The 11668-nt window shown below is 62.2% G+C and carries 11 protein-coding genes; 3 read left to right on the top strand and 8 right to left on the bottom strand.

Translation table 11 applies throughout. The features are described from left to right. Positions 1-2: 2 nt before the first annotated feature. Positions 3-1466 (bottom strand): protein adenylyltransferase SelO, encoded by a 1464-nt coding sequence (locus ABIE35_RS01860; RefSeq protein WP_354512176.1) that lies wholly within the window; start codon positions 1464-1466, stop codon positions 3-5. A 224-nt stretch (positions 1467-1690) separates the two neighbouring features. Here ABIE35_RS01860 and ABIE35_RS01865 point away from each other — a divergent pair, with 224 nt between their 5' ends. After that, entirely contained in the window at positions 1691-2116 is a 426-nt protein-coding gene (locus ABIE35_RS01865; RefSeq protein WP_354512350.1) for a hypothetical protein, read from the top strand. Positions 2117-2399: 283 nt separating this feature from the next. On the opposite strand, the gene ABIE35_RS01870 is transcribed toward ABIE35_RS01865, so the two are convergent. The 7 genes from ABIE35_RS01870 to paaA are packed head-to-tail and all read right to left on the bottom strand — an operon-like array spanning position 2400 to position 8289. Continuing rightward, positions 2400-3344 (bottom strand): lipid kinase, encoded by a 945-nt coding sequence (locus ABIE35_RS01870; RefSeq protein ID WP_354512177.1) that lies wholly within the window; start codon positions 3342-3344, stop codon positions 2400-2402. A 41-nt stretch (positions 3345-3385) separates the two neighbouring features. Further along, on the bottom strand, positions 3386-4165 hold the full coding sequence (locus ABIE35_RS01875) for an enoyl-CoA hydratase/isomerase family protein (RefSeq protein WP_354512178.1): 780 nt from the start codon (positions 4163-4165) through the stop codon (positions 3386-3388). A gap of 9 nt (positions 4166-4174) precedes the next feature. Further along, positions 4175-5380 (bottom strand): 1,2-phenylacetyl-CoA epoxidase subunit PaaE, encoded by a 1206-nt coding sequence (gene paaE / locus ABIE35_RS01880; RefSeq protein ID WP_354512179.1) that lies wholly within the window; start codon positions 5378-5380, stop codon positions 4175-4177. An 8-nt stretch (positions 5381-5388) separates the two neighbouring features. Further along, positions 5389-5949, bottom strand: a complete 561-nt coding sequence (gene paaD, locus ABIE35_RS01885; RefSeq protein ID WP_354512180.1) for a 1,2-phenylacetyl-CoA epoxidase subunit PaaD — start codon at positions 5947-5949, stop codon at positions 5389-5391. A gap of 5 nt (positions 5950-5954) precedes the next feature. Next, on the bottom strand, positions 5955-6872 hold the full coding sequence (gene paaC, locus ABIE35_RS01890) for a 1,2-phenylacetyl-CoA epoxidase subunit PaaC (protein WP_354512181.1): 918 nt from the start codon (positions 6870-6872) through the stop codon (positions 5955-5957). Then, positions 6869-7297 carry a 1,2-phenylacetyl-CoA epoxidase subunit PaaB gene (gene paaB / locus ABIE35_RS01895; protein ID WP_354512182.1) on the bottom strand — a complete coding sequence of 143 codons (429 nt, stop codon included), beginning with the start codon at positions 7295-7297 and terminating at the stop codon, positions 6869-6871. Before paaB ends, paaC begins: the two co-directional genes overlap by 4 nt. Continuing rightward, positions 7294-8289: a 1,2-phenylacetyl-CoA epoxidase subunit PaaA gene (gene paaA / locus ABIE35_RS01900; RefSeq protein WP_089596004.1), complete on the bottom strand. Its 996-nt coding sequence runs from the start codon at positions 8287-8289 to the stop codon at positions 7294-7296. Before paaA ends, paaB begins: the two co-directional genes overlap by 4 nt. 125 nt (positions 8290-8414) lie before the next feature. On the opposite strand from paaA, the gene ABIE35_RS01905 reads away from it, so the two are divergent. Together ABIE35_RS01905 and ABIE35_RS01910 are read left to right on the top strand one after the other, a co-directional pair. Next, positions 8415-10067 carry an alkaline phosphatase D family protein gene (locus ABIE35_RS01905; protein WP_354512183.1) on the top strand — a complete coding sequence of 551 codons (1653 nt, stop codon included), beginning with the start codon at positions 8415-8417 and terminating at the stop codon, positions 10065-10067. 191 nt (positions 10068-10258) lie between these two features. Beyond that, positions 10259-11335 carry an LCP family protein gene (locus tag ABIE35_RS01910; RefSeq protein WP_354512184.1) on the top strand — a complete coding sequence of 359 codons (1077 nt, stop codon included), beginning with the start codon at positions 10259-10261 and terminating at the stop codon, positions 11333-11335. Positions 11336-11668: the final 333 nt, after the last annotated feature.

Raw genomic sequence — 11668 nt, forward strand, 5'->3', positions numbered from 1 at the left:
CCCTAGGTGCCGCAGAAGGTTCGGTAGGGTCCGAAGCTCTCCGGCGCCGGCATGGCGTACTCTTCCAGGCCGGGATGTTCCGTCCAAGGGTCGGAGACGGCTGAGAGCAACCGCTCTGCCGGGCCCATCTCACCCTCAGTCGCGGCAGCAAGCGCCTCCTCCACCAAGTGGTTGCGTGGAATATAGATCGGGTTGACCCTGTCCATGGCGTCGGCGTCCGGCGTGAGTGCACGCCAACGCTCCAGCCATGCGTCAAACGCTGCCATGTCAAGAACGGTCCCGCGGGCGGGCTCAACCTGCCCACGGGCCGCCTTCCCGAGGCTGCGGAAGAACGAGGTGTAATCCGCGCGCGCCTCCTGGACCAGCTCCAGTAAGTCGTCCACCAAAGGCGAGGCAACGTCGTCGTCAATTTCTTCCGGCAGCCCAAGTTTGGCTTTCATGCCGTTGAACCAGGCAGCGCTGTACTGCTGGCGGAACCCATTGAGCGCCTCAACGGCAAGGGCCACCGCCTGCTCCTCGTCCTCGTGAATGAGCGGCGCGATCGACTCAGCGAAACGGGCCAGGTTCCACTCCGCCACAACAGGCTGGCTACGGTAGGCGTAGCGTCCCATCTCGTCAATGGAGCTGTACACGGCTCCCGGATCGAAGCCTTCCATGAAGGCGCACGGACCATAATCTATGGTTTCGCCGGACACTGTCATGTTGTCCGTGTTCATGACCCCATGCACAAACCCGACCAGCATCCACTGCGCCACAAGTGCCGCCTGGACTGAAATGACGCCCTCGAGGAGTGCAAGGTAGCGGTTGCTTTCACCGGCCGACGACGGGTGGTGGCGCTCGATCGCATGATCAGCAAGCCGGCGAAGCAAATCCAGGTCATCCGTGGCCCTGGCATATTGGAAGCTGCCCACCCGCAAGTGACTGCTGGCAACCCGCGTCAGAACCGCCCCAGGAAGGAGCGTCTCACGCGCAACCTGACGTCCCGTCCCTACGACAGCAAGGCTCCTGGTAGTGGGAATGTGCAAGGCGTGCATTGACTCACTGAGGATGTACTCCCGCAGCATCGGTCCAACAGCCGCACGGCCGTCCCCATTCCGCGCAAAAGGCGTGCGCCCCGAGCCCTTCAGGTGGATGTCGCGGAGTTTCCCGTCAGCTCCGGCAACTTCGCCGAGCAGGAGCGCCCGCCCATCGCCAAGCCGCGGTGAATACCAGCCGAACTGGTGGCCCGAGTAGGCCTGTGCCACAGGAGTTGCCTCTTCCGGGACCGCATTACCAGTCAGCAGCCCAATACCCTCGGGACTCCGAAGGAACCCAGGATCAAAACCCAGCTCGACGGCGAGTGGCTCGTTGAGTGCCAAAAGCTGCGGTTCGGGAGCCTCCTCCGCCCGCCAGGGAACAGCGAGCTCCGGAAATTCCCGGGCGAAGTGCCCCTCGAAAGCGATGGTGGAACGCGCTATGTCACTCATCACTCAAGGATATAGTTTTGCATCACATCTGGTTTTGCCACGCGCGTCACGTTTTGCATTTGGATGTCACTCATAGAAGTGACGGGTACACCCCGCTTGGCTGTTTTTGCCCCCTAACCGAAGGATCAAGCATGCGAGTTCGCGACAACCTGAAAACTGTACGACGCGGCCGACGCCGACTTAGTACCTTACTGGCGGTGCTGACATTGAGCGTTGGTTCAGTGATGGGTTCTGCGCCGGCATCGGTGGCCTACAACTCGGGCGATTTTCATGTCTATACTCACGTGCAGAACGTCGGGTGGACGAGTAACAGCGGAACGGTAGGGCAAGGGCTACGGCTTGAAGCGATCCGTGTGTATCAGGTGAACACCCGTCAGTTTTGCGGTCGAGCGCACGTTGCCACACTGGGGTGGCAGGCCGTCCAGTGCACTTCAACCAGTAACAGACAGATCACACTCGGGACCCAGGGGCGGAGCCTGGCGATTGAAGCGGTCGAGCTCTGGACCCCGGGCTACAACCTCGGGGCAACGGCACACGTCCAGAACATCGGCTGGATCCAGAAGGCAACCTCATACGCTGGACAGCACGTCACAATCGGCACAACCGGCCAGGGTCTCCGGATGGAAGCTTTCGTGTTTGCTATAAAGTGAGCCTCCCTCCGCCACGCTGCAACCGGGTGTCGGCAAAGTCAGTGCATGAAACCGCTGCCGTCCCAGTCGCGATCATATTTACCGCACCTGGTGCAGCGCCTGTAACGCCCGCTGCCATCCTCTGCCGACTCCACGTGCCAGTGGTGGTGGAGGTTCAGTTTGCACATCATCTTCTGGAGCATGGCCATCTCCGTTCGAAGCACGCTTACCCCGCAAACTGCGTTCAATGCGTGTCCTCAAAGTTTAAGCCGCCGACGCCTGCGGCGGCAGTACTCTCTATGGGTCAGCCCCGCATCGGTCCGTCGAGCGAGGCGCTGTTGCTGCCCTGCGGCACCATGACATGCACGGCGTTCCGCTGAACACTGAATTCGGTGGGAGTTACCGCCGCGATTTCGCCATCGAGGTTCACGGACATCGGCGGGTCCGTGACCAAACGGACCCTTCGGGTCGCCAGGTGGTGAACCCGGTCGTGATCAATAAAGCTGCCATCCTTGAGTAACCGTGCAATCTTGACGTGCTCTCTAAGCGGTGCCGCCAAGATCGCGTAAATATCCAGGGTGTGATCATCGATCCCCGCCATCGGAGCAACCATGTTGCCGCCGCCGTAGTGCTTGCCGTTGCCCACTGCCACCTGAAGCACGTGGTCGAGGTCCATCGGCCCGTGGTCGCCGTCCGGAAATTCCAGGCGCGCCCGGAAGGGTCGGTGCCGGGCGTAAGCCCGCACGGTGGCGATGCCGTAGGCCAAAGGCCCAATGTGCCGCTTCAGGCGGGGACTAAGAGCCTCCGTGACACCTACTGATAACCCCACCGACGCGACGTTGAGGAACGGCTCGCCATTGGCCCGGCCAAGGTCAATGTCCACCACCTTTCCGTCCGCGATAACGGCGCAGGCCTCAGAGAGACCGCTCGGTATCTCAAGCGTTCGGGCCAGATCATTGGCGGTGCCCAACGGAAGGACGCCGAGTATGACGTCGGTCCCGGCGAGGAGTCCGGCGGCAGAGGTCACGGTGCCGTCACCACCACCCACCACCACCAGGTCGTGTCCTTCTGAAATCACTTGGCGCAGGGCATCGAACAAACCCGCGCCCGACGTCACCGGATGCACGGAACGGACCGGCACGCCTGATTGCTTCATTGCGTCCACGGCCAGTTGGCTCGCTGCAGCCCCTCGACGTGATGCCGCATTAATTACCACGGCCGCTGAGCGCACTTGTTGGGGAGCCATCATGTGACCAATGCTAGGCCCAACTGCCTTGGAGGAACCTGCGGCTACCCCTTGAAAACCGGTGCCCGCTTCTCCTGGAATGCCCGGAAGCCCTCCGCGTAGTCGTCGGTCTTGCACAGCCGTGCCTGCTCGGCGTTTTCCTCGGTCATGGAAGCCCAGAGGCCCAGGCGCTGGTCGCGGATATGGGCCACAAGTTCCTTCGACGCGTTGAAGGCTTCAGTGGCGCCGACGGCCACCCGCGACACAATTCCGCGGGTCTCGTCCAGCAAAACGTCGGCTGGCATCGCCCGGCTGAACATACCCTGTGCCACGGCTTCGGCCCCGGACATGAGATCGGCCGTGTAGATCAGGTCCAGCGTGCGGTGCATGCCCAAGCGCTCGGTGAAGTACCAGTGCCCGCCCGAGTCCAACGTGGCCCCCAGCTTGGCAAAGGGTGAGCCGAACTTGGCGTTGTCCGCCACATACACAACATCCGTGGCCAACAACAGTCCCAGCCCGACGCCCAGGCAAGCGCCATGTGCGGCAGCAAACGTGGGTGCAGGGAAGGCGGCCATCTTCTTCAACAGCGGCTCCACGAGGCCGCCGAGGTAGGCCTGGGCGTCATCGGTTTCGGGAGTAACGGCAGCAATGTCACGGCCCGCGCAGAAGGCACGACCCTCGCCGCGAAGGAGCAGTGCCCGCACCTCACCACGTGAGGCGGCGGCAGCGGCGTCGTCGTACGCCTTATCCAGTTCGGCCAGCGCGTCCTCGTTAAGCGAGTTCAGCTTTTCGGGGGCATTGAGGACAATCTCGGCAATGCCGTTGGCAATGGAGAGCTCGATCATGGGGACTCCTTAGACGTCGAAGTCGACGGTAACTTCTTCGCTGGTGGGGTGGGACTGGCAGGTAAGGACGTAGCCCTTATCCAGCTCGTCCTGTTCAAGGGCGTAGTTCTCATCCATGGTCACCGTACCGGTGATCAGCTTGGCGCGGCAGGTGCCGCAGACACCACCGGCGCACGCGAACGGAACGTCCGGGCGGACACGCAAAGCAGCGTTGAGGATGGATTCGCGGGCGTGGGTGGGACTGGCGACGTCGCCGGTCAGACCATCCAACGTGAAAGTGATCTTGTACGTATCCTGCGACTCGTCCTCCACAACGGGGCGGCCGGCGTTGCCCTCGGGCCGGTCCGGACGGCCAGTGGTGAACAGCTCGAAGCGAACGTGCTCGGGCTCAACGCCACGGGCAGCCAGGGTGTCGCGGCACAGCTGAACCAGTTCGAACGGCCCGCACAGGAACCACTCGTCCACATCCTCGGCACGGATGGCACTGCTGAGCAGCGCCTGCAGCTTCTCGGAATCGATACGCCCGGTCATCAGCGGCGCGATCCGCTGCTCGCGGGACAACACATGGTGAAGCGCCAGGCGCGACGGGTACTTGTCCTTCAGGTCAGCCAGCTCTTCGAGGAACATGACGTCCATGGCAGCTTTGTTGGCGTAAACCAGGTCAAACGTGGTCTCCGGATTGGCCGCCAGCAGCGTGCGCGCAATCGCGATGACCGGGGTAATCCCGGAGCCAGCGGCGATCGCCACAAAGTTGCCCGGCTCCCCCGCCAGCTCCTCCGGGTGGTTCATGGAGTTCATGACGTTGTGCTGAACGGCCGAACCGTCCTTGCCGTGCCGCGAAATGAAAGCACCCTGCGGGCTCATCACGTCCAGAACGTCACCGGCCTTCAGCTCGGCATTGGCCCACGTGGAGAAGAGGCCGCCCAGGTCCTTCTTGATGGCCACCCGGATCTCGCTGCTGCCATCCTCGAAGCTGCGCGGCTCTGCGCAGATCGAGTAGCTGCGGCGGACCTCGTGCGGCTCACCCTGCTCATCCGGCAACGTGGTGCGGAGGGCCACGTACTGGCCGGGCAGGTAGTCGTACTGCCCGGCAAGCTCGGCGGGAACACCAAACGTGACCTCAATGGCATCGTCGGTCAGGCGCCGGACTTCCGAGACGGTCAGGTTATGGAAAGACGCACGACGGCGGCTGGCTGTCTGGGTTTCGGTGGTCATGGAGTTCCTTAGAGGACTTTGAAGTAGTCGAACGGTTCCTTGCAGTCCTGGCAGACGAACAGCGCCTTGCAGGACGTGGAACCAAAGCGGGTGAGTTCCTTGGTGTTCAGCGACGAACACTGCGGGCATTTCACGGCAAGGCTCAGGCGGACAGGGCCGGAGTGGCCGCCCGCGGCAGCCATGCCGCTGGGCGGGGCAATCCCGTATTCCTCCAGTTTGGCTTTGCCGGAATCGGTCATCCAGTCCGTGGTCCACGCCGGGGACAACACCAGGTTGATGCGCACGCTCGCGTAGCCTTCCTTCTCGAAGGCTGTCCGCAGGTCGTCACCAATGGCGTCCATCGCCGGGCAGCCCGAGTACGTGGGCGTGATGGTGACCTCGACGGCGGAACTTGCGGGGCCGCCGTCGTGCTGGTCTGTTGTTTCGGCCGCCGGGACAACCCGTACGCCGCGCAGGATCCCCAAGTCCTCGATGGTGAGGACAGGGATTTCCGGATCGCAGACCGTGGACGCGATGTCCCAGGCCCGCTGCTCGGCGGTCTTTTCCTGCGTCCGTGACTGCGTCGCCATGGTGGTCACCAGCTCGCGCCCGGGTGTTCGCGGGCCAGGACCTGCATTTCGGCGAGGATGTAGCCCAGGAACTCGGAGTGCTTGCCACGGCGGCCGCCGCCCAGGGACTGTGGGACGCCGGGAATGTCCAGCTCCGCTTCGGCCATGATCTGGCCGGTGAGGCGATCGAACCCGGCACGGAGGGTGGAGGGTTGAACGGCTACACCAGCCTCGGCCAGTCGGGTGGTCAGCTCGTCGTCTTCGAAGAGTTCGTCCACATAAGGCCACACGAGCTTGAAACCCTGGATGATGCGTGCGCGGGACTCATCCGTGCCGCCGGCAAGGCGAAGCACCCACTGCGCGCTGTGATCGCGGTGGTAATCCACTTCCTTAACGGCCTTCGCGGAGATGGCTGCGAGGGTGGCATCCGTGGAGGCGGTCAGCGCGGTGTAGAGCTCGTACTGGTAGTAGCTCACAATGAACTGCCGTGCGATGGTGACCGCAAAGTCGCCGTTGGGCTGTTCAAAGAGGTGCGCGGAACGGAACTCGTGCTCGCGGCGGAAGTAGGCCAGGTCGTCCTCGGACTTGCCCCAAGCGGCGCCGGCATAGGTCAGAAACGAGCGTGCGTGACCCAACTGGTCCAAGGCGATATTGCCCAAGGCAATGTCCTCCTCGAGCTCAGGGGCGCGGGAAATCCAGTGGCCCAGACGCTGGGCGAGGATCAGGCCGTCGTCGCCGATTCGCAGGGCGAACTCTGCAACATCCTCGGTGGGCTTGACCTGGCCGCGGCTAATTTCCAGCGCGATGTCCTCGGGGCGCAGTGCATTGCCCGGCGTGATGCGGGTGGCGCTGGCTGAACCGTCGCCGGAAGCTCCGGCCCCGTGGACGCCGACGGAAATGTCCCCGTGGCCTTCAATGGCGAAGTCAGTGTCTCTTGTATTCACAGGTGCTTCACGCCTTCGCTCTTGGTGTAATACGTTGCGTGGCGGTAATCCTTGCCCTGCGGGGACTCAAAGAACGAGCCTTTGGAGTCAGGGTCGCTGGAGGAAATCGCCTCGGCCGGAACAACCCAGATGGAGACGCCTTCGTTGCGGCGCGTGTAGAGATCGCGGGCGTTCCGGAGGGCCATGGCCGCATCCGGTGCGTGCAAGGAACCGGCATGCACGTGGGACAAGCCGCGGCTGGAGCGGACGAAGACCTCCCACAGGGACCAGGGCGTTTCTTCCGTGGCGCCGCGCGGGGTGACGGCCGGGCCTGAGGCGGGTGCCGGCGTCGTGCTTTCAACGTTGGTGGCCGCAACTTTGGGGGCCTCGCGGGCGATTTCACTGGCGGCGCTGGCCGGTGCTTCCGGGTTACCGTGAGGGCTCATGCTGCGTTTTCCTTCTGTGCTTGCTTGCGGGCATAGGCCACCGCGGCTTCGCGAACCCAGGCACCGTTTTCGTGTGCCTCACGGCGGCGCTCGACGCGCTGCGAGTTGCAGGGACCGCGGCCGGCCAGGACTTCCTTGAACTCGTTCCAGTCCAGGGGTCCGTGCTCCCACTTCTTGGTTTCTTCGTTGAAACGGATGTCCTTGTCAGGCAGGGTCAGGCCGAGGACCCGGACCTGCTCCACCATCATGCCGACGAATCGGCTGCGCAACTCGTCATTGCTGAAGCGCTTGATGTTCCAGGCCATCGACTGCTTGGAGTTGGGTGAATCGTCATCCGGCGGGCCGAACATCATCAGCGACGGCGCGTACCAGCGGTTCACTGCGTCCTGGGCCATCTGCTTCTGCGCAGGCGTACCGTTGGCGAGCTCCAGCAGGATCTCGAAACCCTGGCGCTGGTGGAACGATTCTTCCTTGCAGATGCGCACCATTGCGCGACCGTAAGGACCGTAGGAGGCACGGCACAGGGGCACCTGGTTGCAGATGGCAGCACCATCAACAAGCCAGCCGATGGCTCCCATGTCCGCCCAGGAAATCGTGGGGTAGTTAAAGATGGACGAGTACCGGGCCTTGCCGGCAATCAGGTCTTCCATCATCTGGTCCCGGGACTGACCCAGGGTCTCGGCGGCCGAGTACAGGTAAAGACCGTGGCCGGCCTCGTCCTGGACCTTGGCCATAAGGATGGACTTGCGCTTCAGGCTCGGTGCCCTGGTGATCCAGTTGGCTTCCGGCTGCATGCCGATGATTTCCGAGTGTGCGTGCTGCGAGATCTGGCGCAGCAAAGTCTTGCGGTAAGCCGCCGGCATCCAGTCGCGCGGTTCAATGCGCGAGTCCTCCGAAATGATGCGATCAAAATATGCCTGTCCGGCTGCCTCCCGCTCCTGCTCTTCCGGGGACAGCTCAGCGGGCACTGACTGCAGATTCTGCGATGCCATGGTTGCTCCTAATAAATTACCGACCGTTCGTTCAGAATATGCGGAGCGGGCGTTTTCAGTCAAGGTCCGGGTTCCTTTACCTCCACCTCATCTTCCGTTCACGGGCGCTGACCAGAGTGGACTGCATGACTGACCTCACGCGCCGCACCCTCGTCAAGACGTCCCTCGCCGGCCTGGCCCTGACCGGCCTGGCCACCAACGCCACTCCCGCATCCGCCGCCCCGTCCGCTGTGCCGCTGGTCCGCAAGCGGCTGACGCTCCCTACCGGCATTGCAACAGGCGACGTCACCACCGACTCCGCCGTTCTCTGGTCCCGCGCATCAGGCCCCGGCAGGCTCACGGCCTTGCTGCAGGCAGTTGACGACTCCGGCGAAGTCCTGCGCGGCCGCCACGGTTTCAGCCGCACCATCCGCGGCCCCCTCGCCACCGAAGCCAGCGACTTCACGGCCAAAATCCACGCCACAGGACTCCCCGCCGGCACCCGATTCGCACTGGAACTGAACTTCGAAGACGACAACGGAGCCGGCGAGGCAGTCCGCGGCACGTTCAGCACAGCGCCCGGAAAGCACGACGCCGGTACTGAAGACGCGCGCGGAGGCGGCAGGCCGTCGTCGTCCTCGCAGTCCTTCGTCTGGACAGGCGATACCGCCGGCCAAGGCTGGGGCATCAACGAGGACCTCGGCGGGATGCGCGGCTACAAGGCCATGCATGCCACCCGCCCGGACTTTTTCATCCACTCCGGCGACACCATTTACGCCGATGGCCCCATCGCCGCCACTGTCACGGAAAAAGACGGACAAGTGTGGCGGAACATCGTCACCGAGGAAGTCACCAAAGTGGCCGAGACCCTCAAGGAGTACCGCGGCCGCCACCGGTACAACTCACTGGATGCCAACATGCGCGCCATGTTCGCCGACGTCCCCGTGATTGCACAGTGGGACGATCACGAAACCACCAACAACTGGTACCCCGGCGAAATCCTGGACGACCCCCGCTACACCGAACGGAACGTCAACGTCCTTGCCGCCCGGGGCCGCCAAGCCTGGCAGGAAAACATGCCGATCCCCGACGCCGCGGCGCTCTGGCGCCCAGGAAAGGTCGACGCCGGGCAGTACCAGCCGGCGCGCATCTACCGGAAGATTTCGCGCGGACCGCAACTGGATATCTTCTGCCTGGACATGCGGACCTTCAAATCTCCCAACACCGACGGCAAGGAACCCTACGCCACGAACATTCTGGGCCAGGAGCAAGTGGAGTGGCTGATCAAGGAAGTCCGGAAATCCAACGCGACCTGGAAAGTGATCGCCGCAGACCTGCCACTGGGCATCATCGTCCCCGACGGCGCCGTGAACCAGGAAAGCTTGGCCAACCGGGATCACGGAGCTCCCCTGGGCCGCGAGCTCGAGATTGCCGGCGTACTGAGCGCGTTCAAGAAGTACGGGGTCAAGAACACGGTATGGCTGACCGCTGACGTGCACTATTGCGCGGCGCACCACTACTCCCCCGAGCGGGCCTCCTTCACTGACTTCGACCCCTTCTGGGAGTTCGTGGCCGGGCCGATCAACGCGGGCTCATTCGGTCCCAGTGAGATGGACAGGACCTTTGGGCCCCAAGTTCTGTTCGCCAAGGCAGGGCGTTTCCCGGGCGAATCACCGCGCGATGGTGAGAATCAGTACTTCGGGCATGTGGACCTGGCCGCCGATGGCCTCTTTACTGTGAGCCTCCGTAACGCCAACGGTGCGGTGCTGTATTCAAAGGCACTTACACCGGAGCGGTAGGCAGGGAATCTTCCTGGGCGGAGTCCCGGTCAAATTACTCTTGACCGAGGCTCTCGTCGCATTATGCTCGTCCAATACTGCAATTGGATGAGAACCGGCAGCGGGCTTAACTGTGCCAAAAATTTTGAGCTCAAGCAGCTTGTTTTCCGCTTGATAGAATGAACGTTGCTGATGCCGACACCGAGGAACATATGACACTCCCCACAGATACCGACAATTCACCTGAAGTGTCCCCTTCCGGACGTCGGAAGAGTGGCAAGAAAACGGCGCGGAACGTACTGCTCGGCTTCGCCGCCGCGGTACTGGTGGTGGGATTGGTTGCCGGCGCTTACATATTTAATCTGGCACAGACCTTCAATTCCGGGACCACCAAGATCGATGTCGCATTCCCGGACGAGTCCACCCGCCCCCAAAAATCCGAACCCATCAACGGCACAGCTGCGATGAATATCCTCGTCATGGGCAGCGACACCCGGGGCTCCTCCGAGGTGGACGTGGAAACCGATGCTTCCACCGATCAACGTGCTGACACCTTGATGCTGGTGCATATCCCTGCTGATCGAAAGAACGTCTACGCTGTGTCCTTGATGCGGGATCTTTGGGTTGATATTCCGGGTAGGGGCGAATCCAAAATCAACGCGGCCCTCGCATACGGCGGCGTCCCACTGATGGTTCAGACGGTGGAATCCCTCTTCCAGCAACGCATCGACCATGTGGCAATGGTGGACTTCGAAGGCTTCAAGGGCCTCACGGACGCCCTCGGCGGAGTGGAAATCGACGTCAAGATTCCCTTCTCACCCAACTCGGGCCCCATGAAGGGGCATGTCTATGAAGCCGGGCCACAGACATTCAACGGCGATGAAGCACTCGCCTTTGTCCGCGAACGGAAGTCCTTCAGCGACGGGGACTACCAGCGGGTGCGCAACCAGCAGGCCTACCTCAAAGCGATCATCAGCAAGACCATAGCCAGGGAAACCCTGACCAACCCGATCACTATCAACAACATGGTCTCCTCAGTTTCACCCTTCATCAGCGTGGATAAGAGCCTGGATGCGGCCGCAATCGGAAGCCTTGCCCTGGGAATGAAGGACATCCGGGCCTCCGACACCGTGATGTTCACCCTCCCGACGCTGGGCACGGGAACCTCTGCCGATGGTCAGTCCATTGTTGTAGCGGACACCACCGCAATCTCTGAGATCGCATCAGCCCTGTCGAAGGACCAGTTGGGCCAGTACGTGACGGCGCACGGCCTCGAAAAGGGCAACTGACCGCTCGGGTTTCACCGCCGTCTACGCAAAAAGTACCATAATTTGCGCAATTTAGACTTTATCAGCAGCCTTTGATTGCACAATTTATTTTGAATTCTGCGCGCAATGGATCTTCCCAGTAACCTTCCAATTCACGCCTTGATGAAAATCACGCATTGGGCATCTGCTGCAATTTGAGATGCACCTAAAGTGCCTTTACGATTACTTTGAAACGTCAAGTCACACCGCCTGGTGTTACGACGCATTCAACTTTGTTCGCCCCTCAGGGGGTGTGGGGGCATGGCTATGGGGGCTGGTTCGTGAATAAAACTGTTGTGTTGTGGTACGAGGTAT

The sequence above is a fragment of the Paenarthrobacter sp. 4246 genome, assembly GCF_040546855.1.
Taxonomy (GTDB): Bacteria; Actinomycetota; Actinomycetes; order Actinomycetales; family Micrococcaceae; genus Arthrobacter.

Excerpts from the sequence above, each read along its gene's own strand:
- ABIE35_RS01860 (WP_354512176.1), bottom strand. The coding sequence starts at position 1,466 with ATGAGTGACATAGCGCGTTCCACCATCGCTTTCGAGGGGCACTTCGCC.
- ABIE35_RS01865 (WP_354512350.1), top strand. The coding sequence starts at position 1,691 with ATGGGTTCTGCGCCGGCATCGGTGGCCTACAACTCGGGCGATTTTCAT.
- ABIE35_RS01870 (WP_354512177.1), bottom strand. The coding sequence starts at position 3,344 with ATGATGGCTCCCCAACAAGTGCGCTCAGCGGCCGTGGTAATTAATGCG.
- ABIE35_RS01875 (WP_354512178.1), bottom strand. The coding sequence starts at position 4,165 with ATGATCGAGCTCTCCATTGCCAACGGCATTGCCGAGATTGTCCTCAAT.
- paaE (WP_354512179.1), bottom strand. The coding sequence starts at position 5,380 with ATGACCACCGAAACCCAGACAGCCAGCCGCCGTCGTGCGTCTTTCCAT.
- paaD (WP_354512180.1), bottom strand. The coding sequence starts at position 5,949 with ATGGCGACGCAGTCACGGACGCAGGAAAAGACCGCCGAGCAGCGGGCC.
- paaB (WP_354512182.1), bottom strand. The coding sequence starts at position 7,297 with ATGAGCCCTCACGGTAACCCGGAAGCACCGGCCAGCGCCGCCAGTGAA.
- paaA (WP_089596004.1), bottom strand. The coding sequence starts at position 8,289 with ATGGCATCGCAGAATCTGCAGTCAGTGCCCGCTGAGCTGTCCCCGGAA.
- ABIE35_RS01905 (WP_354512183.1), top strand. The coding sequence starts at position 8,415 with ATGACTGACCTCACGCGCCGCACCCTCGTCAAGACGTCCCTCGCCGGC.
- ABIE35_RS01910 (WP_354512184.1), top strand. The coding sequence starts at position 10,259 with ATGACACTCCCCACAGATACCGACAATTCACCTGAAGTGTCCCCTTCC.